The sequence below is a fragment of the Streptomyces sp. NPDC051051 genome (assembly GCF_040682975.1).
Taxonomy (GTDB): domain Bacteria; phylum Actinomycetota; class Actinomycetes; order Streptomycetales; family Streptomycetaceae; genus Streptomyces.
The window spans coordinates 67,919-94,447 of the sequence record NZ_JBFBCB010000012.1 but is presented as its reverse complement, the minus strand read 5'-3'; the positions used below and the strand labels follow the sequence as shown (position 1 = coordinate 94,447).

At 68.8% G+C, this 26,529-nt stretch carries 22 protein-coding genes; 9 read left to right on the top strand and 13 right to left on the bottom strand.

The window, feature by feature from the left end:
• Positions 1 to 11: 11 nt before the first annotated feature.
• The 6 genes from gyrB to dnaA form a co-directional block, all read right to left on the bottom strand.
• Positions 12 to 2,096 carry a DNA topoisomerase (ATP-hydrolyzing) subunit B gene (gyrB, locus tag AB0N31_RS12275; RefSeq protein ID WP_366058288.1) on the bottom strand — a complete coding sequence of 695 codons (2,085 nt, stop codon included), beginning with the start codon at positions 2,094 to 2,096 and terminating at the stop codon, positions 12 to 14.
• Positions 2,097 to 2,563: 467 nt separating this feature from the next.
• On the bottom strand, positions 2,564 to 3,094 hold the full coding sequence (locus tag AB0N31_RS12270) for a DciA family protein (protein ID WP_366058287.1): 531 nt from the start codon (positions 3,092 to 3,094) through the stop codon (positions 2,564 to 2,566).
• Entirely contained in the window at positions 3,091 to 4,212 is a 1,122-nt protein-coding gene (gene recF / locus AB0N31_RS12265) for a DNA replication/repair protein RecF (protein WP_366058286.1), read from the bottom strand. Before recF ends, AB0N31_RS12270 begins: the two co-directional genes overlap by 4 nt.
• A gap of 77 nt (positions 4,213 to 4,289) precedes the next feature.
• Complete coding sequence (gene gnd / locus AB0N31_RS12260) at positions 4,290 to 5,165, bottom strand: phosphogluconate dehydrogenase (NAD(+)-dependent, decarboxylating) (RefSeq protein WP_366058285.1); 876 nt, start codon at positions 5,163 to 5,165, stop codon at positions 4,290 to 4,292.
• Between the two features lie 190 nt (positions 5,166 to 5,355).
• The gene (dnaN, locus tag AB0N31_RS12255) at positions 5,356 to 6,486 is read right to left on the bottom strand and encodes a DNA polymerase III subunit beta (protein ID WP_363092295.1); all 1,131 of its coding nucleotides are present in this window, start codon (positions 6,484 to 6,486) and stop codon (positions 5,356 to 5,358) included.
• 870 nt (positions 6,487 to 7,356) lie between these two features.
• Complete coding sequence (gene dnaA / locus AB0N31_RS12250; protein ID WP_366058284.1) at positions 7,357 to 9,306, bottom strand: chromosomal replication initiator protein DnaA; 1,950 nt, start codon at positions 9,304 to 9,306, stop codon at positions 7,357 to 7,359.
• 378 nt (positions 9,307 to 9,684) lie between these two features.
• Between dnaA and rpmH the strand changes: the two genes are divergently transcribed.
• The 9 genes from rpmH (at position 9,685) to AB0N31_RS12205 (ending at position 16,567) form a co-directional block, all read left to right on the top strand.
• Positions 9,685 to 9,822: a 50S ribosomal protein L34 gene (rpmH, locus tag AB0N31_RS12245; RefSeq protein WP_018846094.1), complete on the top strand. Its 138-nt coding sequence runs from the start codon at positions 9,685 to 9,687 to the stop codon at positions 9,820 to 9,822.
• A 21-nt stretch (positions 9,823 to 9,843) separates the two neighbouring features.
• On the top strand, positions 9,844 to 10,215 hold the full coding sequence (gene rnpA, locus AB0N31_RS12240) for a ribonuclease P protein component (RefSeq protein WP_366058283.1): 372 nt from the start codon (positions 9,844 to 9,846) through the stop codon (positions 10,213 to 10,215).
• Positions 10,212 to 10,565, top strand: coding sequence for a membrane protein insertion efficiency factor YidD (gene yidD / locus AB0N31_RS12235; protein ID WP_366058282.1), 354 nt, complete (start codon positions 10,212 to 10,214; stop codon positions 10,563 to 10,565). The genes rnpA and yidD overlap by 4 nt, the downstream gene beginning before the upstream one ends.
• A 3-nt stretch (positions 10,566 to 10,568) precedes the next feature.
• Complete coding sequence (gene yidC, locus AB0N31_RS12230) at positions 10,569 to 11,828, top strand: membrane protein insertase YidC (RefSeq protein ID WP_366058281.1); 1,260 nt, start codon at positions 10,569 to 10,571, stop codon at positions 11,826 to 11,828.
• A gap of 15 nt (positions 11,829 to 11,843) precedes the next feature.
• Positions 11,844 to 12,356 (top strand): R3H domain-containing nucleic acid-binding protein, encoded by a 513-nt coding sequence (locus AB0N31_RS12225; protein ID WP_366058280.1) that lies wholly within the window; start codon positions 11,844 to 11,846, stop codon positions 12,354 to 12,356.
• Between the two features lie 118 nt (positions 12,357 to 12,474).
• A complete protein-coding gene (rsmG, locus tag AB0N31_RS12220) occupies positions 12,475 to 13,191 on the top strand; it encodes a 16S rRNA (guanine(527)-N(7))-methyltransferase RsmG (protein ID WP_366058279.1) in 717 nt (238 codons plus the stop codon).
• Between the two features lie 265 nt (positions 13,192 to 13,456).
• On the top strand, positions 13,457 to 14,527 hold the full coding sequence (locus tag AB0N31_RS12215) for a ParA family protein (protein WP_366058340.1): 1,071 nt from the start codon (positions 13,457 to 13,459) through the stop codon (positions 14,525 to 14,527).
• Positions 14,524 to 15,624 carry a ParB/RepB/Spo0J family partition protein gene (locus AB0N31_RS12210; protein ID WP_366058278.1) on the top strand — a complete coding sequence of 367 codons (1,101 nt, stop codon included), beginning with the start codon at positions 14,524 to 14,526 and terminating at the stop codon, positions 15,622 to 15,624. Before AB0N31_RS12215 ends, AB0N31_RS12210 begins: the two co-directional genes overlap by 4 nt.
• 325 nt (positions 15,625 to 15,949) lie before the next feature.
• The gene (locus tag AB0N31_RS12205; RefSeq protein WP_366058277.1) at positions 15,950 to 16,567 is read left to right on the top strand and encodes a GNAT family N-acetyltransferase; all 618 of its coding nucleotides are present in this window, start codon (positions 15,950 to 15,952) and stop codon (positions 16,565 to 16,567) included.
• Positions 16,568 to 16,712: 145 nt separating this feature from the next.
• On the opposite strand, the gene trxA is transcribed toward AB0N31_RS12205, so the two are convergent.
• The 7 genes from trxA to AB0N31_RS12170 all read right to left on the bottom strand — a co-directional run bounded on the left by trxA (position 16,713) and on the right by AB0N31_RS12170 (position 26,438).
• A complete protein-coding gene (gene trxA / locus AB0N31_RS12200) occupies positions 16,713 to 17,042 on the bottom strand; it encodes a thioredoxin (RefSeq protein ID WP_363092304.1) in 330 nt (109 codons plus the stop codon).
• A 40-nt stretch (positions 17,043 to 17,082) separates the two neighbouring features.
• Positions 17,083 to 18,051: a thioredoxin-disulfide reductase gene (trxB, locus tag AB0N31_RS12195; RefSeq protein WP_363092305.1), complete on the bottom strand. Its 969-nt coding sequence runs from the start codon at positions 18,049 to 18,051 to the stop codon at positions 17,083 to 17,085.
• A 168-nt stretch (positions 18,052 to 18,219) separates the two neighbouring features.
• Complete coding sequence (locus tag AB0N31_RS12190) at positions 18,220 to 18,576, bottom strand: hypothetical protein (RefSeq protein WP_366058276.1); 357 nt, start codon at positions 18,574 to 18,576, stop codon at positions 18,220 to 18,222.
• Between the two features lie 539 nt (positions 18,577 to 19,115).
• Positions 19,116 to 19,841 carry an RNA polymerase sigma factor SigM gene (sigM, locus tag AB0N31_RS12185; RefSeq protein WP_366058275.1) on the bottom strand — a complete coding sequence of 242 codons (726 nt, stop codon included), beginning with the start codon at positions 19,839 to 19,841 and terminating at the stop codon, positions 19,116 to 19,118.
• 27 nt (positions 19,842 to 19,868) lie between these two features.
• Complete coding sequence (locus AB0N31_RS12180) at positions 19,869 to 21,584, bottom strand: protein kinase family protein (RefSeq protein WP_366058274.1); 1,716 nt, start codon at positions 21,582 to 21,584, stop codon at positions 19,869 to 19,871.
• Positions 21,585 to 21,720: 136 nt separating this feature from the next.
• Positions 21,721 to 24,012: a murein biosynthesis integral membrane protein MurJ gene (gene murJ / locus AB0N31_RS12175; RefSeq protein ID WP_366058273.1), complete on the bottom strand. Its 2,292-nt coding sequence runs from the start codon at positions 24,010 to 24,012 to the stop codon at positions 21,721 to 21,723.
• A gap of 44 nt (positions 24,013 to 24,056) precedes the next feature.
• A complete protein-coding gene (locus AB0N31_RS12170; protein WP_366058272.1) occupies positions 24,057 to 26,438 on the bottom strand; it encodes a DUF6049 family protein in 2,382 nt (793 codons plus the stop codon).
• Between the last annotated feature and the right edge of the window lie 91 nt (positions 26,439 to 26,529).

The window sequence follows — 26,529 nt, the reverse complement described above, 5'->3', positions numbered from 1 at the left end:
CTGAGACCGACTCAGATGTCGAGGAAGCGGACGTCCTTGGCGTTGCGCTGGATGAAGGCGCGGCGCGCCTCGACGTCCTCGCCCATGAGGACCGAGAACAGGTCGTCGGCCTGGGCTGCGTCGTCGAGGGTGACCTGGCCGAGGACGCGGTGCTCCTGGTCCATCGTCGTGACGCGCAGTTCCTCGGCGTTCATCTCGCCGAGCCCCTTGAAGCGCTGGATGGAGTCCTCGCGCACCCGCTTGCCGCGCTGGCGGCCCATCTCGATCAGCGCGTCCCGCTCGCGGTCGGAGTACGCGTACTCCACGTCGTCCCGGCCCCACTTGATCTTGTAGAGCGGGGGACGGGAGAGATACACGTGCCCGGCCTCGACCAGCGGCCGCATGAAGCGGAACAGGAAGGTCAGCAGCAGGGTGCTGATGTGCTGGCCGTCGACATCGGCGTCCGCCATCAGGATGATCTTGTGATAGCGCAGCTTCTCGATGTCGAAGTCCTCGTGCACACCCGTGCCGAAGGCCGAGATCAGCGCCTGGATCTCCTGGTTCTGCAGAATCTTGTCGATCCTGGCCTTCTCCACGTTGAGGATCTTGCCGCGGATCGGGAGGATCGCCTGGTACTGCGGGTTCCGGCCGGACTTGGCCGAGCCGCCGGCGGAGTCACCCTCGACGATGAAGATCTCGCACTTGGTGGGGTCGTTCGACTGGCAGTCGGAGAGCTTGCCCGGCAGCGACGCCGACTCCAGCAGGCCCTTGCGGCGCGTGAGGTCGCGGGCCTTGCGGGCCGCCACGCGCGCGGTGGCCGCCTGGATGCCCTTGCGGATGATGTCCGCCGCCTCGACCGGGTTGCGGTCCAGCCAGTCGTTGAGGTGCTCGTAGACCGCCTTCTGGACGAAGGTCTTCGCCTCCGTATTGCCCAGCTTGGTCTTGGTCTGGCCCTCGAACTGGGGCTCGCTGAGCTTCACCGAGATGATCGCGGTCAGACCCTCGCGGATGTCGTCGCCCGTGAGGTTGTCGTCCTTCTCGCGCAGCAGCTTCTTGTCGCGCGCGTACTTGTTGATCAGCGAGGTCAGCGCCGCACGGAAGCCCTCCTCGTGCGTACCGCCCTCGTGGGTGTGGATGATGTTGGCGAAGGAGTACACGCCCTCGCTGTAGCCGCTGTTCCACTGCAACGCGACCTCGAGGGACAGGTTCTTGTCCTTGTCCTCGGCCTCGAGGTCGATGATGGTGGGGTGGACCGCCTCTCCCTTGCGGGAGTTGAGGTATTTCACGAAGTCGACGATGCCGCCCTCGTAGTGGTACGTGACGGACTTGACCTCGTCCTTCACGTCGGCGCCCGCCTCGTCCGCACCGGTCACGGCCTTCGCCGACTCGCGCTCGTCAGTGAGTTTGATCGTCAAACCCTTGTTGAGGAACGCCATCTCCTGGAAGCGCCGCGACAGCGTCTCGAAGGAGTACTCGGTGGTCTCGAAGATGTCGCCGTCGGCCCAGAAGGTGACCGAGGTACCGGTCTCCTCCGTGGCCTCGTGCTGGGCCAGCGGGGCCGTCGGGACGCCCATCTTGTAGTCCTGCGTCCAGCGGTGGCCGTCGGTCCGCACCTCGACGGAGACCTTGGACGACAGGGCGTTCACGACGGAGACACCGACACCGTGCAGACCGCCGGAGACCGCGTAGCCGCCGCCGCCGAACTTGCCGCCCGCGTGCAGCACGGTCAGCACGACCTCGACGGCCGGCTTCCCCTCGGAGGGGACGATGCCCACCGGGATGCCGCGGCCGTTGTCGACGACGCGCACGCCGCCGTCGGCCAGGATCGTCACGTCGATGGTGTCCGCGTGCCCGGCCAGCGCCTCGTCGACGGAGTTGTCGACGACCTCCTGCACCAGGTGGTGCAGACCGCGCTCGCCGGTCGAGCCGATGTACATACCGGGTCGCTTGCGGACCGCGTCCAGGCCCTCGAGGACGGTGATGGCGCTGGCGTCGTAGGAGGCCGTGACCTCGCTGGTCGAGGTCACGGCCTCGCTGGTGACGCCGGCGTCGGTGGACGGGATGTTCTCGTTGGGGTTGCCGGAATCGGCCACGAAGCGCCCTTTCTGGCACAGCACGAGCCGGGCTCGTCGGCGGGTTGCCGGAGCGGCTGCGGCATGTTGCGTTGGTAAGCCTTGATCAGCGTTGCTCAGCGTCTCCCGGGCGGTCCCCACGTTCGGGGCGGGATTGGCTTCCATTCTACCGGTAGCGCTGACAGTGATGGGGGTTTGCCGGTACCTGAGTCCGCATGTGCCGCCCTCAACCGGTCTCCACCGGGTCCCCATATACGGAGCGGGCCCCCAAGAGGCTCACGGAGGCACTCAGCGCTTCCGGGTGTCAACCCTTGGCTACCGGCGAGTCAGTTCCGGTTCCGCCACCTCGTCCGCACCTCGCACGGCCTCTCCTGGAGCGGGTCCGGACCCGTTCCCGGACGGCCCTGGAACGGGTCCGGACCACTCGCGAGCAGCACGGACCCGCGCGCCCGCACACGAAGACGGCCGGGACGGTACGACAGCACCGCCCCGGCCGGAGTACGTGACAGATGTCACCCGTAGGTGTCGCCCGGTCCCTTGCTGCCCGGGGCCCGCAGAGGGCCGTAACGACGGACCGGGCCCGCCGGACCCTGCACCCTGATCTGCCGCACCCGGCCGTGGCCGAGGTCCTCGTTGAGCCGGGCGACCAGGGTCGGGGCGAGCAGCCGCAGGTTCGTCGCCCAGGCCGTGGAGTCGCAGCGCACGAACAGCACCCGCTCGTCCTCGTCGTACCTCTCCGGCTCGCAGTGCTTGGCGACGTCCTCGCCGACGATCCGCGGCCAGCGCCCCATCACTCCGCCCACCGCGGCCGGCGCCTCCCAGCCGCGCTCGGTGAGGAGCCGGTTGATCGCCGCACCGAGCGCCATGGGGTCACGGCCGTCCGCCCGCGCGCCGGAGCGCAGGCCGCCGCCGCGCCGCGCCTGCTTCTTCTGCTGCACCGCCTCCCCACGCGCGCGTGCCTGCTCGCGCGCCGCCCTCAGCGCCACGCGCGCCAGATCGACCCCGGAGGGCTCGGGCGCCTTCTTCGGCTCCTGCGGCGTCATACGCGCTCCACGATCCCCTGTGCCACTGCGTACCGCGCACCCGCGAGCACGTGCGGGACGTCGTCGTCGACGGCGGCCGTGACCAGCACCTGCTCGCCCGGCGCCACCAGCTCCGCCAGCCGCTCCCGCCGCCGGCTGTCCAGCTCGGCGAAGACGTCGTCGAGGATGAGCACCGGCTCGTTGCCCTCGGCCCGGAGCAGGTCGTAGGAGGCCAGCCGCAGGGCCAGCGCATACGACCAGGACTCACCGTGGGAGGCGTACCCCTTGGCGGGCAGCTGACCGAGTTTGAGCAGCACGTCGTCCCGGTGCGGACCCGCGAGGGTCACGCCCCGTTCGATCTCCTGCTTGCGGACCTCGGCGAGCGCGCCCATCAGCTGCTCGTAGAGGTCCTCGCGCGCGTGCGCCCCGCCCGGCGCCGACGCCTTGTACTCCAGCGCGACCGGGCCGCCGCCGGGGGCGAGCTGCTCGTACGCCTTGTCGGCGAGCGGCTGGACCGCGGCCACCAGATCGAGACGGGCGGCCAGCAACTCGGCGCCCACGCGCGCGAGGTGCTGGTCCCACACGTCGAGCGTGGACAGGTCCATCGTCCGGCCGCCGTGCCGACGGGCCAGCGCGGCGGACTTCAGCAGGGTGTTGCGCTGCCTGAGCACCCGCTCGTAGTCGGAGCGCACCCCGGCCATCCGCGGGGAGCGCGCGGTGATCAGCTCGTCGAGGAACCGGCGCCGCTCACCGGGATCGCCCTTCACCAGGGCCAGGTCCTCGGGCGCGAACAGCACGGTCCGTACGATCCCCAGCACATCACGCGGTCTGACCTGCGAGGACCGGTTGATGCGGGCACGGTTGGCCTTGCCGGGGTTCAGCTCCAGCTCGACGAGCTGCTGCCGCTCGCCCTGCCGGACCTGCGCCCGGACGACGGCGCGGTCGGCGCCCATGCGGACCAGGGGCGCGTCGGAGGCGACCCGGTGACTGCCCAGGGTGGCGAGATAGCCCACGGCCTCGACGAGGTTCGTCTTGCCCTGCCCGTTGGGGCCGACGAAAGCGGTGACGCCCGGGTCGAGCGGGACTTCGACCCGGGCGTACGAGCGGAAGTCGGCCAGCGACAGATGCGTGACGTGCATGGTCGTTTCGCCGACCTCCCCGGCGTGGTGGACCGCCGAAACGGTCCTGCGACGGACCGCCGAAACGGTCGTGTGGACTACTTCTTCTCTACCGCGTGGCCGCCGAACTGGTTGCGCAGGGCGGCGATCATCTTCATCTGCGGCGAGTCCTCCTGGCGGGAGGTGAACCGCGCGAACAGCGAGGCCGTGATGGCCGGGAGGGGCACCGCGTTGTCGATGGCGGCCTCCACGGTCCAGCGGCCCTCGCCGGAGTCCTGGGCGTAGCCGCGCAGCTTGTCCAGGTGCTCGTCCTCGTCGAGGGCGTCGACCGCCAGGTCGAGCAGCCAGGACCGGATGACCGTGCCCTCCTGCCAGGAGCGGAACACCTCGCGGACGTCGGTGACCGAGTCGACCTTCTCCAGCAGCTCCCAGCCCTCGGCGTAGGCCTGCATCATGGCGTACTCGATGCCGTTGTGGACCATCTTCGCGAAGTGGCCGGCGCCGACCTTGCCCGCGTGCACCGCGCCGAAGTCGCCCTCGGGCTTGAGCGCGTCGAAGACGGGCTGCACCTTGGCGACGTTCTCCGGATCGCCGCCGTACATCAGCGCGTAGCCGTTCTCCAGGCCCCACACACCGCCCGAGACGCCGCAGTCGACGAAACCGATGCCCTTGGCACCCAGCTCCGCGGCGTGCTTCTCGTCGTCCGTCCAGCGGGAGTTGCCGCCGTCCACGACGACGTCACCCGGCTCCAGCAGTTCGCCCAGCTCGTCGACGGTCGACTGGGTGGCGGCACCGGCCGGGACCATCACCCAGACGACCCGCGGGCCCTCGAGCCTGTCCACAAGATCGGAGAGGCTGTGGACATCGGCGAGGTCCGGGTTGCGGTCGTATCCGACGACGGTGTGGCCTGCGCGGCGGATCCGCTCACGCATGTTGCCGCCCATCTTGCCGAGGCCGACGAGACCGAGCTCCATCAGTTGTTCCTTAGGTCGCTGTGTGGCGTGTGGGGCACCTTCGTACCCCTGTCCGAGCCTAGTCCCGGACCGTCACGCACACCTGTGGGCATACGCGCTCAGACGTACCGCCCAGCCACGCGCTCACCTGCGGCTTCGTCCACAGGCCGGGAGTCGTTCCCCCCACGGCCTGTGGACAGGTCCGGGCGACTCAGCCGCTGAGGCGAACCGGCATGATCAGGTACTTGTAGGCCTCGTCCGCCTCGGCGTCGACCGCCGGCCTGCCGCTGAGCAGCGCGGGCTTGGTGGACGTCGTGAAGGACAGCTGGGCCACCGGGGAGTCGATGGCGCTGAGGCCGTCCAGCAGGAAGGTCGGATTGAAGGCGATCGAGATGTCGTCGCCGTCCAGCTGGGCGTCGACCCTCTCCACAGCCTGTGCGTCGTCGCTGGAACCGGCCTCCAGGATGAGCACGCCCTGCTCGAAGCTGAGCCGCACCGGCGTGTTCCGTTCGGCGACCAGGGCCACGCGCTTGACGGCCTCGACGAAGGGGGCCGTCTCGATCACGGCGACGGAGTTGAACTCCGTCGGGAACAGGGTGCGGTACTTCGGGAGGTCGCCCTCCAGGAGCCGGGTCGTCGTACGCCGGCCGGCGCCCTCGAAGCCGATCAGGCCCTCGCCCGCGCCCGAGCCGGACAGCGCGATGGTGACGCTGTCGCCGCTCGTGAGCGCCTTGGCGGTGTCCAGGAGCGTCTTGGCGGGCACCAGGGCGACCGCGGAGGCGTCCGGGTTCTCCGGCTTCCACAGGAACTCGCGGACCGCGAAGCGGTAGCGGTCGGTGGAGGCCAGCGTCACGGTGTCGCCCTCGATCTCGATGCGCACACCGGTGAGGACGGGCAGGGTGTCGTCGCGGCCGGCCGCGATGGCGACCTGGGCGGCGGCGGAGGCGAAGACCTCGCCGGGGACCGTGCCCGTCGCGTTCGGCATCTGGGGCAGCGACGGGTACTCCTCCACAGGCAGTGTGTGGAGTGTGAACCGCGAGGAACCGCAGACCACCGTGGCCCGTACACCGTCTGTGGAAATCTCCACGGGGCGGTTGGGGAGCGCCCGGCAGATGTCCGCGAGCAGCCGGCCGGAGACGAGGACGGTGCCCTCCTCCTCCACCTCGGTCTCCACCGACACCCGCGCGGAGACCTCGTAGTCGAAGCTGGAAAGGCTGAGGGCTCCGTCCTCGGCCTTCAGCAGGAGGCCGGCGAGGACAGGCGCCGGCGGACGGGCCGGGAGGCTGCGCGCCGCCCAGGCCACTGCCTCCGCGAGTACGTCGCGTTCCACCCGGATCTTCACTCTTGCCGCCTCCTGCTGTTGCCGGCGCTTCTCGCCCTGCCTGGCCTTCGTCGTCTGTCTCGGTGTCGTCGGCCCCGGTGAGGGGAAGGACCACCGGGGACCAGTCTGACGCACCGCACTGACAGTAGGTGCCCGTCGGGGTCAAGTCGTGACGAGGGGCAGCCGGGACCCGGACGACGAGTTGTGCACAGCACCCCCTTCGAACCGGATTTCTCGCTCTCTCTGGTTGGGAGTAGTAGTAGGGGCTGTGGATACCGTGGATAACCCTGTTTCCGCAGCTCAGAGGCGAGATTTTGTCCACTGGCCCTGGGGACGGAGGCGGTGGACAACCGGGGTCATCTGTGGAGAACAGAAAGTTCTGCACACCCCATGCACAGGGTGAGGCGACTTCTCCCCAGGACCATCCCCAGTTTTACCCGGCTTTCCCACAGCCCAATCCGGCATCTTCGTGTGACGCCTTTCACTCGGACCGGTGAGGAGGGGCGTCGGATTGCCGAACAGTGGACAGCCATGTGGAGAAACCACTGATCGCTGGGGACAACCAGCCAGACCCTGTGGGTTGTCCGTGGACAACTTCGTGCACAGGCTGTGGATCGACTCACTGTCCACAGCCTGTGGAAAACTTCTGTCCACCAATCCACAGCCAGGTGACCTGCCTCGATTCTCTTTCACCCAGGCCGCCTGTGGACAGAATCTGGACAACTTGGCAGTCCCCAGGGTGTGGACGCGAGAAAGTCGCCGAATCTGTGGAGAGTGGCCGTAACCCGGCGAGTAATCGAACAGCGGATGACCGGGCACCGACCCTCGGCACGAAGAAGGGCGTCCCGGGAACAGCTCCCGGAACGCCCTCGACAGGTCCGTGCGGCCCCGTCAGCCCGCCTTGATGCGGTTGGTCAGCTCGGTCACCTGGTTGTAGATGGAGCGCCGCTCGGCCATCAGATTGCGGATCTTGCGGTCCGCGTGCATGACCGTCGTGTGGTCGCGGCCTCCGAACAGGGCGCCGATCTTCGGCAGCGAGAGGTCCGTCAGCTCGCGGCACAGGTACATGGCGATCTGCCGGGCCGTCACCAGCGCGCGGCCGCGGGAGGTGCCGCACAGGTCCTCGACCGTGAGCCCGAAGTAGTCGGCGGTCGCGCCCATGATGGCCGTCGAGGTGATCTCGGGTGCCGAGTCGTCACCACCGGGCATCAGGTCCTTCAGGACGATCTCGGTCAGGCCCAGGTCCACCGGCTGCCGGTTGAGCGACGCGAACGCCGTCACCCGGATCAGCGCGCCCTCCAGCTCACGGATGTTGCGCGAGATGCGGGACGCGATGAACTCCAGCACCTCCGGCGGGGCGTTGAGCTGCTCCTGCACCGCCTTCTTGCGCAGGATCGCGATCCGCGTCTCCAGCTCGGGCGGCTGGACGTCGGTGATCAGGCCCCACTCGAAACGGTTCCGCAGCCGGTCCTCCAGCGTCACCAGCTGCTTGGGCGGCCGGTCGGAGGACAGCACGATCTGCTTGTTGGCGTTGTGGAGCGTGTTGAAGGTGTGGAAGAACTCCTCCTGCGTCGACTCCTTGTCCGCCAGGAACTGGATGTCGTCGACGAGCAGGATGTCCATCTCGCGGTACCGCTTGCGGAAGCTGTCGCCCTTGCCGTCGCGGATGGAGTTGATGAACTCGTTGGTGAACTCCTCCGAGCTGACGTACCGCACCCGCGTGCCCGGATAGAGGCTGCGCGCGTAGTGCCCGATGGCGTGCAGCAGGTGCGTCTTGCCGAGGCCCGACTCCCCGTAGATGAACAGGGGGTTGTACGCCTTCGCGGGCGCCTCGGCGACGGCGACCGCGGCCGCGTGCGCGAAACGGTTCGAGGCGCCGATGACGAACGTGTCGAAGAGGTATTTCGGGTTCAGCCGGGCGGTCGGCTCGCCGGGCCCGCTCGCCGGCGCGGGCTTCGCGCCCAGCGGACCGGGGGCGCCGGACTGACCGTGACCGGCCGGGCCGCGGCGCGGATGACCGCCACCGGCCGAGGACTCGGGCATCTCCCTCCGGGTGGGGTCGCGCTGGTCGTACTCGGGGCGCGACTGCTGGTACTCGGACCGCTTCTGGTCGTAGGGCGAGCGGTCGTAGGACGGCCGCTCCATGGCCTGCGGCCGGTAGTCCTGCGAGGGCGGCCCGTAGGAGTCCTGGTCCTGCGAGCCGTACGCGTCCTGGGCCGGCGGGCCGTACGCGTCCTGCCCGGAGGAGCCGCCGTAGGAGTTCTGGGACGGCGAGGCGTAGGGGTCGCGCTCGGGGAAACCGAGGCGCTGCTGCTGCCAGCCGTACTCGTCCTGCCCCGGTCGGGGCCAGGCGCCGGGCTCGGGCCGCTGGTACTCCGAGGGGTAGGCGGGCCGCGCGGTGGGCAGCTGGTCCTGGCGGGCACCCTGGTCGCCCCCACCCTGGGACTGATCGGCGCGGTGCCGGCCGTAGCCCTGGTACGGGTTGTCGCGCGGGCCGTCGTACTGGCCCGGCTGGTCCTCGGGTTCGTCGTAGCGCGACGGCGCCGACGGGGCGGAGGGTTCGCCCGCGGAGTCGTCGACGGTGATCGCGATCCGGATCGGCCGGCCGCACTCACGGCTCAGCGTCTCGCTGACGATCGGGGCGAGGCGGCCCTCCAGCACGCCCTTGGCGAATTCGTTCGGCACGGCGAGCAGGGCGGTGTCCGCGACCAGGGCGAGCGGCTGGCAGCGCCTGATCCAGTGCTCGTCCTTCACCTCGACACCCTGGCCGCGGCCCTCACCGAGGAGCTGCTCCAGTACGCGTGGCCACACTGCGGCAAGATCGGCAGGTACGTCAGCCACAGGGCACGCTCTCTCGTGGGTCCCACGTTCGTGTGATGGTGGGACGGTTGGGGATTCGCATCGGGTGGGATCAGGGACAAAGGAACGAATCGGAGTTCAGCCACGGTAGTCAGGCCGACGGCTGCGGTTCAAGTTGTTGTCCCCAGCCTGTGGACAGTGTCCCCCGACGGAGGCCGGTTTGACCGGATGGCGTAGCCGCGCGTACCGTGACCAGGTCGAGTTGTCGATGGCTGCTGCCGCCTGCCTCCGATGGGCACAGATCACGTCAGGTGATCGGGAAGCGGTGCACTCGGGCGTTGACCGCGAGCTACCTCGTGGGCGCACGGTGACAGCCAGGACGGCACCCCGCCACCACCGATTGATTTCTGGAGCCCCCGAGTGAGCAAGCGCACCTTCCAGCCGAACAACCGTCGTCGCGCCAAGACCCACGGCTTCCGCCTGCGGATGCGCACCCGTGCCGGCCGCGCGATTCTCGCGAACCGCCGCAGCAAGGGTCGCGCCAACCTGTCCGCCTGAGCCTGATCAGGTCATGACGTCGTGCTGCCTACCGAGCATCGGCTGAGGCGGCGCGAGGACTTCGCGACCGCGGTACGACGGGGTCGTCGGGCAGGACGCCCGACTCTCGTCGTCCACCTTCGAAGCGGTGCAACGGACCCGCACGCGCCTGGGGAGAGCGCTCCCCCGACGCGTGCGGGTTTCGTCGTGAGCAAGGCCGTGGGCGGAGCGGTCGTGCGCAACACAGTGAAGCGCAGACTGCGCCATCTGATGCGCGACCGAGTCACCCTCCTGCCCCCCGGTAGCCTGGTAGTCGTACGGGCGCTGCCCGGCGCGGGTGACGCCGACCACGCCCAGCTGGCCCAAGACCTCGATGCCGCCCTTCAACGGCTACTAGGAGGGGGCGCGCGATGAAGTACCCGCTGCTGGCCTTGATCAAGCTCTACCAGTGGACGATCAGTCCGCTGCTCGGGCCGGTGTGCAAGTACTACCCGTCGTGCTCCCACTACGGCTATACGGCCATCGACCGACACGGTGCGATCAAGGGAACGGCCCTCACCGCCTGGCGCATCCTGCGATGCAATCCGTGGTCACTCGGCGGCGTGGACCATGTCCCGCCGCGTAAGCGTCCGCGGTGGCACGAGATGCTGCGCAACACATGGCGCGCACGCAAGGGCGGGCCCTCCGCCGCCGAAACGGCCACCGGAGAGAATCCTTCTTCGAGCCCGGCCGCAGAGACCCCGTCCCATGCCCAAGGAGCATGATTAGTGGACACGATTGCCAGCCTCTTCAGTTTCATCACCACACCCGTCTCCTGGGTCATCGTCCAGTTCCACAAGGTGTACGGCGCCCTCTTCGGCGCCGACACCGGGTGGGCCTGGGGCCTGTCCATCGTGTCCCTGGTGATCCTCATCCGGATCTGCCTGATCCCGCTCTTCGTGAAGCAGATCAAGGCGACGCGGGCGATGCAGACTCTGCAGCCCGAGATGAAGAAGATCCAGGAGCGCTACAAGAACGACAAGCAGCGCCAGTCCGAAGAGATGATGAAGCTGTACAAGGAGACGGGTACCAACCCGCTCTCCTCGTGCCTTCCCATCCTGGCGCAGTCCCCGTTCTTCTTCGCCCTCTACCACGTGCTCAACGGCATCGCCAACGGTGACACCATCGGTGTGATCAACGAAAGCCTGCTGCAGAGCGCGCAGAAGGCGCACATCTTCGGCGCCCCGCTGGCCGCGAAGTTCACCGACAGCGCCGCGGACGTCTCCGTGCTCGACGCCTCGCTGGCCAACGTCCGCATCGTTACCGCGATCATGATCGTCATGATGTCGGCCTCGCAGTTCTTCACACAGCGCCAGCTGATGACGAAGAACGTCGACACCACGGTGAAGACGCCCTTCATGCAGCAGCAGAAGATGCTGATGTACGTCTTCCCCGTCATGTTCGCCGTCTTCGGCATCAACTTCCCGGTCGGCGTCCTCGTCTACTGGCTGACCACCAACGTGTGGACCATGGGTCAGCAGATGTACGTCATCCGCAACAACCCGACACCCGGCTCCAAGGCTCAGGGCGCCTACCTGGAGCGCCTGTACAAGCAGGTCACGCACCACGGCAAGACGCGCAGCCGCGGCCAGAAGGCCATCGTCAAGGCGATCGTGGCCAAGGGCCGCGACCGCAACGACTACGAGCGCAAGTTCATCAACGGTCTGAACAAGGCGGGCTTCGCGGCCCAGCCCGACGGCACCGTCGCGAGGGGCGAGGCCCAGACCGCCATCCTCACCGAGGACGGCGAAGCCACGACGGCCACGGCCCGGCGCCAGCAGCCCAAGCGGCAGACCAAGGCCCAGCGCCAGTCCGGAACCACCAAACCGGCCGGCGAGCCCACCTCGCTGACGAAGTCCGACGAGCCGCAGGACGCCAAGCCCGCCGGTGCCCCCAAGCCGAAGACCGGCTCCGGTGGCCGCAGCAGGGCCCAGTCCGGGCAGCGCAAGGGTGGCCCGCAGCGCCCCAAGTCCCCGTCCAAGAAGTAAGAAGGAGCCCATCCCGTGACGGAAGGCACCACCTCCGCCGCCGCCGAAGGTGCAGACACCCTGACCCGCCTGGAGCAGGAGGGTGAGATCGCGGCGGACTACCTCGAAGGTCTGCTGGACATCGCCGACCTCGACGGCGACATCGACATGGATGTCGAGGCCGACCGCGCTTCGGTGTCGATCATCAGTGACACGAGCGGCCGAGACCTGTACAAGCTCGTCGGCCGGGACGGCGAGGTGCTGGAGGCACTGCAGGAGCTGACGCGTCTTGCCGTGCACCGGGAGACCGGCGACCGCAGCCGACTGATGCTGGACATTGCCGGCTACCGGGCCAAGAAGCGCACCGAGCTCTCTGAGCTGGGCGCCAAGGCCGCGGCCGACGCGAAGAACAGCGGTGAGCCGGTCAAGCTGAACCCGATGACGCCCTTCGAGCGCAAGGTCGTCCACGACGCGGTCAAGGCAGCCGGTCTGCGCAGCGAGTCCGAGGGCGAGGAGCCGCAGCGCTTCGTCGTCGTGCTGCCCAACTGATTCAGTACGCACGTATCACCGGCCCCGTCTGTCGCGCAGGCGGGGCCGGTCTTTATCAGCCTGGTAGTTCTGGTGGTCGGCGCGGAACGCGTCGATGCGGTACGGAAGGACGGTCCCCGTGACGGAGGCAGCGGAACTCCCCCCTGCGCCCGAGCAAGCACGCGAGGTATTCGGTGATCGCTTCGCGGATGCGGTCCGGTACGCCGAGCTCCTGGCAGAGGCAGGTGTGCAGCGTGGGCTCATCGGCCCACGAGAAGTGCCCCGGCTGTGGGAGAGGCACATCCTGAACTGCGCGGTGCTCTCCGAGGCCGTGCCCGAGGATGTGACGATCTGCGACGTCGGATCCGGTGCCGGCCTGCCCGGCATCCCCCTGGCCCTGGTTCGGGAGGATCTGAAGATCACCCTGCTGGAGCCGCTCCTGCGACGCACCAACTTCCTGACCGAGGTCGTCGAGCTTCTCGGCCTGGACCATGTGACCGTCGTGCGCGGCCGCGCCGAAGAGGTCATGGGCAAGCTGCCGCCGGTCCACGTCGTGACCGCCCGCGCCGTCGCTCCCTTGGATCGCCTGGCTGCCTGGGGCATCCCGCTGCTGCGCCCCTACGGTGAGATGCTTGCGCTGAAGGGCGACACCGCGGAGGAGGAGCTGAAGAGCGCCGCCACCGCGCTGAGCAAGCTCGGCGCGGTGAGCACGTCGATCCTTCACGTCGGCGAGGGAGTGGTCGATCCGCTCTCCACGGTCGTGCGGGTCGAAGTCGGCGAGAGCCCCGGTGGGGTGAGGTTCGCTGCGAAGCGTGCCAAGGCGGCCCGGACAGGTCGCACGCGTCGTCGTCGCTGATCCAGTCCGGAGAACAGTCGTACTCCACACAAGCTGCCCAACCTACGCATGACGGAGTGTCGCGGCAGTTCGGTCGCGAGCGCTGTGCATCGTGTTTCACGTGAAACCTCGCTCATTGCTGCACGGCATCATCAGCCGCGGACGCGTTGCGGCCGAACCTCGCGATCGGAAGCCTCTCGGCTCACTCGCCAGTGGGGCGGAGTTGTCCACAGAGGTGGATTTCTCCACAGAAGACCAGGCCTCACTGGTTCACGACCCCGAAGGCATGGGAGGCTCTGTGCATTGCGAGCCTGAAGTCGAGGAGAGTGAATCCTTGCGGTCCGACGCCAACATCGCGGGACCGATGACCGATCCGGTCCCCGGTCCCCGTACCGAGTCGATGGGGGAGGATGTTTCACGTGAAACACCGCCTCCCATGGACGACACCCCGATCGGTCGTGCTGCCCAACTGGCAGTAGAGGCTCTCGGACGCGCCGGCGAAGGCCTGCCGCGGCCCGAGCAGACCCGCATCATCGTGGTGGCCAATCAGAAGGGTGGCGTGGGCAAGACGACGACCACCGTCAACCTTGCCGCATCGCTGGCCCTCCACGGTGGCCGTGTTCTGGTGATCGACCTCGACCCACAGGGCAATGCCTCCACCGCTCTCGGGATCGACCATCACGCCGAAGTTCCGTCCATCTACGACGTGCTGGTCGAGAGCCGCCCCCTGGCGGAAGTCGTCCAGCCGGTCCCCGATGTCGAAGGCCTCTTCTGCGCTCCCGCCACGATCGATCTCGCCGGTGCGGAGATTGAACTCGTGTCGCTGGTGGCGCGCGAAAGCCGGCTCGAGCGAGCCATCCAGGTATACGAGCAGCCGCTGGACTATGTCCTCATCGACTGCCCTCCCTCGCTCGGCCTCCTGACGGTCAATGCGCTGGTTGCCGGCCAAGAGGTCCTCATCCCGATCCAGTGCGAGTACTACGCGCTGGAGGGGCTGGGTCAGCTGCTGCGCAACGTCGACCTGGTGCGAGGCCATCTCAACCCCACCCTCCACGTGTCGACCATCCTGCTCACCATGTACGACGGCCGGACGCGCCTTGCGTCACAGGTCGCCGAGGAGGTGCGCACCCACTTCGGCGACGAGGTGCTGCGGACGAGCATTCCCCGCTCGGTCCGTATCTCCGAAGCGCCGAGCTATGGCCAGACGGTACTGACCTACGATCCTGGATCGAGTGGTGCCCTGTCCTACCTTGAAGCAGCCCGAGAGATCGCGCTGAGGGGCGTCGGCGTCAGCTATGACGGCACGCACGCCCATATCGGCGCGCAGAACAACCCGACCATGGAGGGGATGCAGTGAGTGATCGACGGAGAGGGCTGGGCCGTGGTCTCGGCGCACTGATCCCTGCTGCCCCGACGGAAAGGACGCCGGCGCAGACCGCGGTGGGAGGTGGAACCTCCACGTCCTCCGCCGGTGTCCCGGCCCTGACGACCGACCGTGGGGTGGCCGCGGCGAAGGTGACCACGCTGCCGCCTGTTTCACGTGAAACCGAGGAGTCCTCGGCGAACGGCGCAGCGGACATTCCGGCACCGCCCCTGGGGGCCCATTTCGCGGAACTCCCGCTCGACTTCATCACCCCGAACCCGCGCCAGCCGCGCGAGGTCTTCGACGAGGACGCGCTTCAGGAACTGATCACCTCCATCAAGGAGGTCGGTCTCCTCCAGCCGGTCGTCGTACGGCAGACCGGTCCCGCGCGCTATGAGCTGATCATGGGTGAGCGGCGCTGGCGGGCCTGCCGTGAGGCGGGCCTGGAGGCGATCCCAGCGATCGTCCGAGCCACGGACGACGAGAAGCTCCTCCTGGACGCGCTGCTGGAGAATCTCCACCGGGCTCAGCTGAACCCGCTGGAGGAGGCTGCCGCGTACGACCAGTTGCTGAAGGACTTCAACTGCACCCACGACCAGCTGGCGGACCGAATCGGACGCTCACGTCCTCAGGTCTCCAACACGCTGCGGTTGCTGAAGCTCTCGCCGGCAGTCCAGCGCCGGGTCGCGGCCGGTGTGCTCTCGGCCGGCCACGCGCGAGCGCTGCTCTCCGTCGACGACTCGGAGGAGCAGGATCGGCTGGCCCACCGCATCGTGGCGGAGGGGCTGTCCGTACGGGCGGTCGAAGAGATCGTGACCCTCATGGGGTCGCGCCCCCAGACCCCGCAGCGATCCAAGGGGCCCCGCGCTGGAGGCCGGGTGTCGCCTGCGCTGTCCGACCTCGCCACCCGGCTCTCGGATCGTTTCGAGACGCGGGTCAAGGTCGATCTGGGGCAGAAGAAGGGCAAGATCACCGTCGAGTTCGCCTCCATGGAAGACCTCGAGCGGATTCTCGACAGTCTGGCTCCCGGCGAAGGACCCGTCCTTCAGAAGGGCCTCGTGGAGGGCGAGTCCGAGGAAACGGACGACTGAGCCTTTTCCCGGCAGGGCCGCCCCGCCCCCGACTGCCAAGAGCGAGCCGCCTCCGTTGCGTACCGGAGCACGGCTCGCTCTTTGCTTTCACGCGGTGTCGAGAGAATCGCCTCGTGGATACGATACGAGGAGCTATGGCGCCACCACCTGATGAGAACGGCGAGGGTCAGGCAGGGGCCAGGCGAAGGATGAACCGGGCCGGACTGATGAGCACGGCCGTGGGTATCGGTGTGGTCGATGGGTTCGTCGGCGGCCGGCTCAGGTAACGGAGCGCTCTGACAGCCGCTCGCGGTGCCGCGGGCGTAGGAAGCGAGGATCAGCCTTCATGGGGCGTCGGCTCGTACCGCTCACGCTGGACAACCTTCAGGACCTCCCCCAGCGCTGCCGCTCGTGTGTCTTCTGGGAGTTGGACCCCGTCAGCGGCGAAGCAGCGCTGAGGACGGGGACGACGGCGGTGGAGAAAGAGGCCTGGATCTCCGCCGTACTGCTCGACTGGGGCTCCTGCGGTCGGGTCGTTTACGTCGATGACGTCCCGGTGGGCTATGTGCTCTACGCTCCGCCCGCGTACGTTCCCCGCTCGACGGCGTTCCCCACGAGCCCTGTCTCCCCGGACGCGGTGCAGCTGATGACCGCGTTCATCGTGCCGGGCTATCAAGGTCAAGGGCTCGGCCGGGTGATGGTCCAGACGGTCGCCAAGGATCTGCTGCGCCGCGGCTTCAAAGCGATCGAGGCGTTCGGTGACGCCCGCTGGAAGGAACCCGCCTGTCTTCTCCCGGCCGACCATCTGCTGGCGGTGGGCTTCAAGACGGTTCGGCCGCACCCTACGCATCCACGACTGAGACTGGAACTGCGCACCACCCTCTCCTGGAAGGAAGACGTGGAGATGGCGCTCGACCGGCTTCTGGGGGCCGTGCAGAAGGAGCCGGTGCTGAGACCGCTGTGAGCGGCTCCGACTGGTTTCTGGGACGAGCTGTGGAGGCCGGGTTCTATGTGATCGATTCTCCGGACAAGCGAATGGGCCGGCCCTTTCGGGTCGGCCCATTCATGTTTCACGTGAAACATTCGTCGCGTGCGCGACGCTCAGAACGTCACTCGGCGATGAAGTCCTCGAGGTCGCGGACGAGCGCGGCCTTGGGCTTGGCGCCGACGATGGTCTTGGCGACCTCACCGTTCTGGTACACGTTCAGAGTCGGGATGGACATCACGCCGTACTTGGCAGCCGTACCCGGGTTCTCGTCGATGTTGAGCTTGACGACCTCGATCTTGTCGCCGTACTCGGCCGCGATCGCTTCGAGGGACGGGGCGATCTGGCGGCACGGGCCGCACCAGGCAGCCCAGAAGTCCACCAGGACGGGCTTGTCGCTCTTGAGGACGTCCTGCTCGAAGGAGTCGTCGGTTACGTGCTTGAGGTCGGCCACGGCGGGCTCCTTTAAGTGATGTGTTGGGTGGGGCGGGAGGTCAGACGGCGGTCTTCTCGGGCTCGGCCTGCTCTTCGTCCGCGAGGGCGGCGAGGTAGCGCTCGGCGTCGAGGGCGGCTGAGCAGCCGGTGCCGGCCGCGGTGATCGCCTGACGGTAGGTGTGGTCGACGACGTCGCCCGCGCCGAAGACACCCGTCACGTTCGTCCGGGTGGACGGGGCGGCGACCTTCAGGTAACCCTCCTCGTCCAGGTCGAGCTGGCCCTTGAAGAGTTCGGTGCGCGGGTCGTGGCCGATCGCGATGAACAGGCCCGTCACCGGCAGGTCGGAGAGTTCACCGGTCTTGAGGTTGCGCAGCTTCAGACCGGCCAGCTTCGGGTCGCCCTGGATCTCGGCGACCTCGCTGTCCCAGACGAACGTGATCTTCGGGTCGGCGAAGGCACGCTCCTGCATCGCCTTGGAGGCGCGCAGGGTGTCACGTCGGTGGACGATCGTCACGGACTTGGCGAAGCGCGAGAGGAAGGTGGCCTCTTCCATGGCGGTGTCACCGCCGCCGATCACGGCGATGTCCTGGTCCTTGAAGAAGAAGCCGTCACACGTGGCACACCACGAGACGCCGCGGCCGGAGAGGGCGTCCTCGTTGGGCAGGCCGAGCTTGCGGTGCTGGGAGCCGGTGGTGACGATGACGGCCTTGGCCCGGTGGACGGTGCCGGCCGTGTCGGTCACGGTCTTGATCTCACCGGTGAGGTCGACGGAGACGACGTCGTCGGGGATCAGCTCGGCGCCGAAGCGCTCGGCCTGGGCGCGCATGTTGTCCATGAGCTCGGGGCCCATGATGCCGTCCTGGAAGCCGGGGAAGTTCTCCACCTCGGTGGTGTTCATCAGGGCGCCGCCCGCGGTGACGGCCCCCTCGAACACCAGCGGCTTCAGCGAAGCGCGGGCGGTATAGAGCGCCGCCGTGTAGCCGGCGGGCCCGGAGCCGATGATGATCACGTTTCGGACGTCGCTCACGGCTTGATTCCTCGTCTCTGGTCTGTGTCGATCGACCGGGGGAGCTTCTGGGAACTCTCACCCCACCCAACGGATCCTAAGGGGCGCGCATTCCCGGTGTGTCCGGGCACACCAAGGGGCCGACACCGTACGGGACACCACGCACGGCGGAGACGACGCCGGGAGGCGTCAACGGCGGGTGTAGGAGTCCTTCAGCAAGATCTTCCCCGTGCCGGACGACGGCCGGCTGACGCAGGTCGCATCCATGAGGTACGCGGTGACCTGCGTACTGTCGGAGCTGTCGGGGAGGACGACGAGGAGAGCTTCCTTCCCCTGGAACGTGCCCTTCTCGACGACCAGGGCTGCGTCTTTTCGGTCCATGCCCTTCTGGACACAGTCGGGCACCGTGGGCTGGTGGAGGACTCGGGGACTGTTGGTCTCCGGCTCGCTCTGCATACCCAGTGTCTGTGGACTGGAGGCGGGGGAGGCGGCGAGGAGACCGACGACCTGCTGCTCCAGACCGCTCTCCGAAAAGGTGTCCGCCACAGTGGCCGGCCGACCGGGTGCCGAGGTGCCCGGTCCCTCGTCGCCGGTCAGTGACGACACCAGGACCGACCCGAGGCCCAGCGTGGTGACGGCGAAGACGGTCCCCAGGACGGCGATCCTGCGGCGCCCGCCCGGACGGCGACTCTTCCGACCGGGGCCGCTGGCAGGAGGACGAGCATGCCCTGCGGGCCGCGACTGCACCGTCGATGTTTCACGTGAAACACGTGTAGCAGTGCCGCTCGTTCCGGGAACGGCAGCCCTCATCGTGTCCGGAGGTTCCGGAGGGGTGGCGTTGATCAATGCTTCCGTGGCAAGTGCGGCATCAATGCGCTGGGCGACATCGTCGGGCATTCGTGCCGCTCCGGGCAGCCTCCCCAAGAGGCCTCTGATCTCCTCCAGCGACGCGTGGACGTCCGCACAGGGCGCGCAGGTGCCGAGATGCCGGCGCACCTCCGCGCTGCGGGGGGGAGTGAGCAACCCTTCGGTGAGCTCGGAGATCTCCGCTACGTCCGGGTGCCCGGCCGTGTCCGTCGTCGAGGTCACGTTCGCCCACCTCCGCCCTTCACAGCAGCTGAATCGCCGGTTTCGGCGCCGTCCGGATCCTCGTCCCGGGGACCCGCTGCCAGTGGGACGGATGTCCTCTCCGCCCGGTTCCGTCCCCGACTGCTTTCCCTCACCTCGCCGGAACTCGCCGGTCGCAGATGGGTGAGCAGCGGCAGCAGTCTTGCTCTGCCGCGGGCGCAGCGGCTTTTCACCGTCCCCGTGGGAATGTCGAGCATGCGGGCGGCCTCGGCGACGGGGTAGCCCTGCATGTCGACCAGGACGAGCGCCGCACGTTGGTCGGGCGGCAGGGTGCCGAGGGCGTCGATGAGTTGACGGTGCAGGTCGTTGCGTTCGGCGGGTGCCGCCGCCGACTCGTGAGGCTCCAGCAACTGCTCCAGACGCTCGGTGTCATCGACCGGGGAGGTCTTGCGGGAGGCTGCCTTGCGGGCTCGGTCCAGACAGGCGTTCACGGTGATCCGGTGCAGCCAGGTGGTGACGGCGGACTGACCCCGGAAGGTGTGGGCAGCCCGGTAGGCGGACACGAGGGCGTCCTGAACCGCGTCAGCGGCCTCCTCGCGGTCTCCCAGCGTTCGCAGGGCCACGGCCCACAGTCGGTCGCGGTGACGCAGCACAAGCTCACCGAAGGCGTCGGGATCACCCTCCACGTGGCGGGCGAGAAGGTCCTGATCGCTGATTCCGTCGTAGTCGGCGCCTGCTGCCATCGGACCCCCTCCCCTTCGGACGAGACCTCAGCCCGTGAACTTCACGTCCGTGACGGCCTGTTTGTAGCCGGAACCACTGAAGCCGTCGGTGGGGGCATACGGTACGGCGGTGATCCAGAGCAGTACGTACTGGGTCTTCACCGCCTTCGACGCCTTCACCGTCAGCGAGGTACCGCTGGCGTCGGCGGTGCCGATCTCCTTCATCCCATTGATGCCCGTGGACGGAGTGAGCGAGTCCGTTGCGTAGAGCTTCACGGTCGTGTGGTCGCCGGCGTACCGGAGTCCTATCGACGCCGCGGAGACCTCCTGGGTCGATCCGAGGTCGTAGACGATGCCCACGCCGGGCTTGTACGGAGCGAGGTTCGGGCCCTCCGTGTAGCGCTTGGTCCGCCAGTAGGTGGAGCTGTCGCCGTCATAGGTGTTGGCGACGTCCTCCGGCGCCTGGGCGGAGCCGCTGGCGACGTACTCCTGTGAGCCCTGGATCTTGAGCTGCTGGACCGGCTTGGGCGCGGCGCTGTTGTTGTCGTCGGCGTCCGTGGTCTGCGTCTGGTTCGTGTCGTCGGTGTCGCCCTGGTCCATCAGGGCGTCCGCGAGCTGCCAGCTGCCGAGGCCGAGGGCCGCGATGAGCAGTGCGGAGACCGCCCACTTGAGCGCCTTGCCGGTGCGGCTCTGCAACGGGGGAGGCGGAGCCTGTACCGGCTGGGTGGCGCCCGGATGCGTCGAGGAGCGTCCGTAGCTGCCCTGCTGGTACGTCGTGCGCTGGTACTCGGGAGGTGCGGTGAAGGCGGGCTCCGGCGGGCGGATGCGGGGCATCTCACCGATGGCCTTGACCAGCTCCTCAGGAGTGGTACAGGCGGACTCGTGCCGAGAGGCGGTCGCTCCGTCGTTGACGAGGGCGCGCATGGTCAGCTCCGACAGGCCGCGGTGGACGCCGGCACGCACTTGGTCGGGAGGGATCAGTCCGATGTCCTTGGGCAGCCCGGACAGTCCGTAGGCGTCGTTCTCGTACGGCCAGCGCTGGGTGAGCGCCGCGTACAGCAGGGCGCCGATCGCCTCGGTGTCGGTGCGCTGGGGGGTGTCGGAGATGATGCCGCGCAGCGCCGCGTTCACGGCGAGGCCGCGGATGCGCCACTGGCCCGTGGAGGTGCGCAACACGGCGTTGGGGTTCAACCGCAGGTGCGCGAGTCCTTCGCGGTGGGCGGCCGCCATGGCAGAGGCGATCTGACTCACCATCTGGTAGGCGTCGTGCGGCTCCAGCGGTCCGGAGGCGAGAAGAGTGGTCAGTTCGGTGGCGTCGGGCAGCCACTCGTGGACCACGTAGACGAGGTCGTTCTCCTCGACGGCGTCCAGGACCTGGACGAAGCGAGGATCGCCGAGCAGGGCGGAGGACCGGGCCGCCGCCAGGACGGAACGGGCCCGCGGGTGATCGGAGGGCAGCACATGGACGCCGACGGCACGGCGGAGTTTCTCGTCGACCGCACGCCAACTGCTGAAGCCGTCCAGACGGGTGACACAGTCCTCGAGCCGGTAGCGTCTGGCGAGCTTGTGGCCGCTGTGAAGTTCCGGCGCCGAGGCCTTTCCGGGACCCCCGGTCCCACCACTCCCCTGTGCCTCGTCGCTGTCCGTGTCCCGCTCCCGGTTCTTGGCCACACCGTCGGCCGTGGACTGGTCCGCCTGTGCGGTCAGCGGCTCGTCACCGCTGTTGTCTGCCACGTCGACGGCAGCCGTACTCGGTTCCGCCACCGTCGTTCCTGCCTCCCCATCCATGCGCGCCGTCCGACCCCGTGCGCGCCGTCCGACGCCGAAACCAATTGTGCCCACAGTCCGGCGCTATGCACGACACGCGGCGGCGGACGATGGTTGTGCGCCTACCCCTGCCTCAACGCCCCAGGCGTCCGCGCACCATGCCGACGAGCGAGTTGAGCTCCTCGATCCGCATGCGGCGGGCGGCCACGAAGAAGACACCGAGCAGGACGGCCCCACCCGCCAGCAACGCGGCGAAGGAGCCCGGGACGCCCTGACCGAGAGTCTGGGCGATGCCGTAGCAGGCGGCGCCGCTGAGCAGGGCCGCCGGCACGGCGGCGATGCACAGCCGTGCGTACGTCCGCAGCACGCGGGCACCGTCCAGGTCCCCGCCGAGCCGCTTGCGCAGACGGTTCCAGGCGACGCCGACACCGATGGCGTAAGCCAGGCCGTAGGAGGCGGCCATGCCGACCACGGCCCAGCGGGCGGGCAGCAGGAAGTAGCAGGCGGCGGAGGCGGCTGCGTTGACGGCCGCCACGATCACCGTGTTGTAGAAGGGAGTCCGGGTGTCCTCGTACGCGTAGAAGGCGCGCAGGACGACGTACTGCACGGAGTAGGGGATCAGGCCGAGGCCGAAGGCCATCAGCATGAAGCCCATGTTCGTGGCCTCGGTGACACCCGAGGAGCCGAAGATCAGAGTGCACATCGGGACGCCGAGCGCGATGAACCCGAAGGCGATGGGCACGATCGCGACGGCCGTGGTGCGCAGACCCTGGGAGATGTCGTCGCGGACGGCACCCGCGTCCTGCTCGGCCGCGGAGCGCGAGATACGGGGCAGCAGGGCGGCCATCAGGGACACGGTGATGATGGCCTGCGGCAGGCCCCAGATCAGCTGCGCGTTGGCGTAGGCGGCGAAACCGGTGCCCTTGACGCCCGAGTCGATGCCGGCCGCGGTGGACAGCTGGGTGACCACCAGCGCGCCCGCCTGGTTGGCCAGGACGAACAGGATCGTCCACTTGGCGAGCATGGCGGCCTTGCCGAGGCCGTGGCCCTTCCAGTCGAAGCGCAGCCGCATCCGGAAGCCGGTCTCGCGCAGGTACGGGATCATCGCGAGGGCCTGGACGACCAGGCCGAGCAGGATGCCGATGCCGAGGAGACGCTGGCCCTCCGGCGGGATGTTCGTGACGCTCATGTCGGAGTCCGCCGCGGTGCCGTACACCCACAGGAACATGCCGAGCGTCACGATGATGACGACGTTGTTCAGGACCGGGGTCCACATCATCGCGCCGAACTTCCCCCGGGCGTTGAGGATCTGCCCCATCACCACGTGGACGCCCATGAAGAAGATCGAGGGCAGGAAGTAGCGCGTGAAGGTGACGGCGACCTCGTTGGCCGCGGGGTTGTTCGCGACGGGGTTCGCCAGCATGCGGACCAGGAGCGGCGCGGCGAACATCGCGAGGGCGGTGAGCGCCGCCAGGGCCACCATCACGAGGGTCAGGAGACGGTTGGCGTACGCCTCGCCGCCGTCGTCGTCCTCCTTCATGGCACGGACGAGCTGCGGCACGAAGACGGAGTTGAGGCCACCGCCGACGGTCAGGATGTAGATCATCGTCGGCAGCTGGTAGGCGACCTGGAACGAGTCACCGAGGAAGCCGAGACCCAGGGCGGAGACGATCATCGCCGACCGGATGAACCCGGTCAGACGCGAGACCATCGTGCCCGCCGCCATCACGGCGCTCGACTTCAGCAGCCCGGTGGCCCGCCCGCCCTTCTTCGCGGGTGGTGCGGGGGCCGCCGCCGGGGTGGCGGTGAGGTTCATGGTCTGGTCGACGCCGGACGCTGGCCCCTCGGGTCCTGGAGCATGGACGGCCGCGGGCGCCCGGTACTGCGAGGTGGGACCCTGGCCGCCCGGAGCGTGCGCCGGCCCCGGTACCGCGGGCGAGTCCGTCTGGGAGCGGGTACCGACCTGCTGCTGGTCGCGGAAGAGGTGGGCGAAGGCGTCGGGTTCGTGACGCTCCTCACCGGAGTGCGTGACGAGGTCGTCCACACCCACGAACTGGGTCGTGCGCGGGTCGTCGCCGTACGGCAGGTACTGCGTCGGGCCCTCCGGCTCGGGCGCCGGGGTCTGGGCCCAGACGCGGGGGTCGGGCGCGTACGGGGACTGCTGCGGCTGCCCGTAGAGCGGCTGCTGGGGAGAGTGGGCGCCGGGCGGCGGCGGGGGGTGCGCGGCACGGTCGTAGAGCGCCTCGGCGACCGGATCCTGCGCGGTGAGGTCCTGGGACCGGTAGGGGTCCTGGTCGTAGGCGTCCTGGAGGTACATGTCCGCGGGGTGCTGCGGCGGCACCTGGCCCTGCTCGGGCGGCGGGCCCTCGGGGTAGCCCGAGCTGCCCGCGGCCTGGCCGCGGTCACCGTCGTACGGCGCGTTCATGGTTACCCCACCTCATCGTTCCGGGCCGTCCGGCCACGACATCCTCAACGGTCCACTCTCTCACCCGTCCCGGAGGGGTCGGTGCTTTCCGCCGCGGTGTCCGGGGCCCCGTCACTCGGCTGCACCGGGCCCTCCGTCCCGGACCGGGCGCCCGACCCGTCGTCGGGACGGCTCTCGGAGCCCTGCGCGGTCTCGGCGTCGGCTGCCGGGTCCGTTCCGTCGGCGGCGTGGTCCTCGGGCCCCCGGGCCGCGGCGCGCTTGCGCTGGGTGTACATGCGGAAGCCGGCCAGCACCAGCAGCAGGACACCGCCGCCGATGACGAGCATCACGGTGGCCGTGATCTCGGTGACCTTCACGTCGAAGGTCACCGGTGCGCCGTACGCCCTGCCGTCCTCGGTGTACAGCTGGGCGACGACCGCCGCCTGACCGTTGGCGTTGGCGGAGGTGGTGAACTTCACCGTCGTGCTGTGCCCGCCGGAGACCGCGATGGGCTGCTCGTCGTAGGCCTTGCCGCCGATCTCGAGGCGGGTCGGATTGGTCGAGGTGAGCCGCAGCACGAGGCGCTCGACGCCCTGTACGAGATTGTTCTGCACGGTCACCGGGATGGTGGCGCTGCGCCCGGAGAGCTTCAGCTCCGACTTCTCGATCAGCTTGACCTGGCCGGCGAGCGTGGTGAGGTAGGCCTGGACGCCTTGGCGGAAGCTGCTCGCCGCGGCGGTCCGGCCCCGCCAGGACGTGGACATCTCACGGTTGACGGCCCGCCCGAAGGGGGTTACCACCCGGGACTCGTCGGTCAGGATCACCTTGAAGTTGTCGAGCCGGTCCTGCGTGGTCGCGATGTCCACGAAGGCCGACCGCGGCAGCTCCCGCTTGGCGAGCGAGGCGGGGTACGCCGACCGGGACGGCACCTTCGTCGTGGCGCCCGGGTCGGGCTTGGCGGTGGCGGCCGCCGTGAGCTGCTGCGCCTGCGACCAGGCCCCGCCCTGCAGAGCGGTGACCGCTTCTGCCATCGCCTGGGCCTGGGCCGCGGTCGGCATGCGCTGAGGGGCCACGACGATGCTGCGCTGTTTGTCCGACTGGAGGTTCAGCGCCAGGCTCTGCGCCAGGAACTCCTGCACGGCGAGCGTGGACGCGGAGGCCGTCGTCAGGTCGCTCTGGAACGCCTGCGACAGTCGGGCGTCCGCCACCACCGCGGTGGTGCCACCGCCGATGGGGCGGGCCGCGGAGGGCGTGTACGACAGGCCGCCGTTCTCCGTCAGGCTGTCGCCGCGCGCGATCACCTTGTCGGCGCCCGCGGAGGTGGCGACCTTGACGATCGACGGGTCCACGGCACCTTCGACCGGCCAGGCGAAGTCGGTGCTGGGGGTCACGTGGAGGATGGTCTCCACCGTTTCGGCGGCGACGTCCGTGGCTGCCTTGAGCTGACTCAGCGAGCCGGTGACGCTGGTGCCGCTGTGAGCGAGCGAGGCCAGGTCGGGGTCGGCGTAGGGCAGGGCGACGACCTGCTTGCCCCGCACGGCCTCCTGCAGCGCGGCGAGCCACTGACTGGCGACGGCCTGGTGCTTGCCGGCCGTGATGGTGTCGCCCGCGAGGATGTCGTACCGCTCGGTCATGGCGTCGACGGAGGCCAGCAGGTCCGGGTCGATCACCCAGGTGACATCGAGGGTCCTGCCCAGGCTCAGGAGCTGGTCGAGGCGCCCGCCGGGCGAGATCTCCGCGGCGAGGTCGTCGTTGAGGAAGACCGGCGTCTGCTGTTCGTCGGACCCGGTCTCGGCCGTCATGTGGACGTCGGAGACCAGTGGCCACAGCACCGTCGTACGGGTCCTGGTGTCGGCCTGGTCGGGCTGCCACGGCAGGAACGTCCGCTGGATGCCGAGCACCTGCTCCCACGGCTTCGCGGACGTCTCACCCGAGAGGGAGACGCCCAGGGGATACACACCGTCCGCCCCGAGATCGAGCTCGTCCACCGGTACGGAGATGCTGAACTGCTGGGCGACCCCGGGAGCGAGCTTGGCGAACTTGGCGATGTACTTGTCGCCCACCTCGGATCCGGTGGTGCTCGACAGGTCGTCGGACTGCTTGGCGTTGCTGTCGATCGCTGAGCGGGTCTTCAGAGCGGACCCCAGGCGCAGGTCGACGTGCGCGTCCGTGACGGTCTGCTTGCCCTTGTTGGTCACCGTGCCGGACACGGTCAGTGTGTCGCCCTCGGTGGGGGCGCTGGGGGTGAGCGAGTCGACGGCGACGGCGACCGTGCCGGTGCCGGAGGCCGCCTTGGCAGAGGTCTGTTCGACGGCCGACGCCGAGGACGCGGGCAGCTGGAGCAGACCGGCCAGCAGAGGCGCCCCCGCGAGCAGTGCTCCGGTGCGCCGCAGCCACCGGCGGGCAGGTGAGGGAGCCATCCCCGGGAAGTCTGCCGCCTCGGCCACGCGCTCGTCCGTCCCTCGTCGTCAGTGGTCGTCGGTATGTGCGTCCACGCATGGTAACGATGCCCGCTGAGGGTAAGTGCCGCGGTCTGCT

Bases quoted from the DNA above. Each gene is read 5' to 3' on its own strand.
- AB0N31_RS12270 (WP_366058287.1), bottom strand. From the start codon at position 3,094: ATGACGCCGCAGGAGCCGAAGAAGGCGCCCGAGCCCTCCGGGGTCGAT.
- recF (WP_366058286.1), bottom strand. From the start codon at position 4,212: ATGCACGTCACGCATCTGTCGCTGGCCGACTTCCGCTCGTACGCCCGG.
- gnd (WP_366058285.1), bottom strand. From the start codon at position 5,165: ATGGAGCTCGGTCTCGTCGGCCTCGGCAAGATGGGCGGCAACATGCGT.
- yidD (WP_366058282.1), top strand. From the start codon at position 10,212: ATGAAGTACCCGCTGCTGGCCTTGATCAAGCTCTACCAGTGGACGATC.
- AB0N31_RS12215 (WP_366058340.1), top strand. From the start codon at position 13,457: ATGGGAGGCTCTGTGCATTGCGAGCCTGAAGTCGAGGAGAGTGAATCC.
- AB0N31_RS12205 (WP_366058277.1), top strand. From the start codon at position 15,950: ATGGGGCGTCGGCTCGTACCGCTCACGCTGGACAACCTTCAGGACCTC.
- sigM (WP_366058275.1), bottom strand. From the start codon at position 19,841: ATGGCAGCAGGCGCCGACTACGACGGAATCAGCGATCAGGACCTTCTC.
- murJ (WP_366058273.1), bottom strand. From the start codon at position 24,012: ATGAACGCGCCGTACGACGGTGACCGCGGCCAGGCCGCGGGCAGCTCG.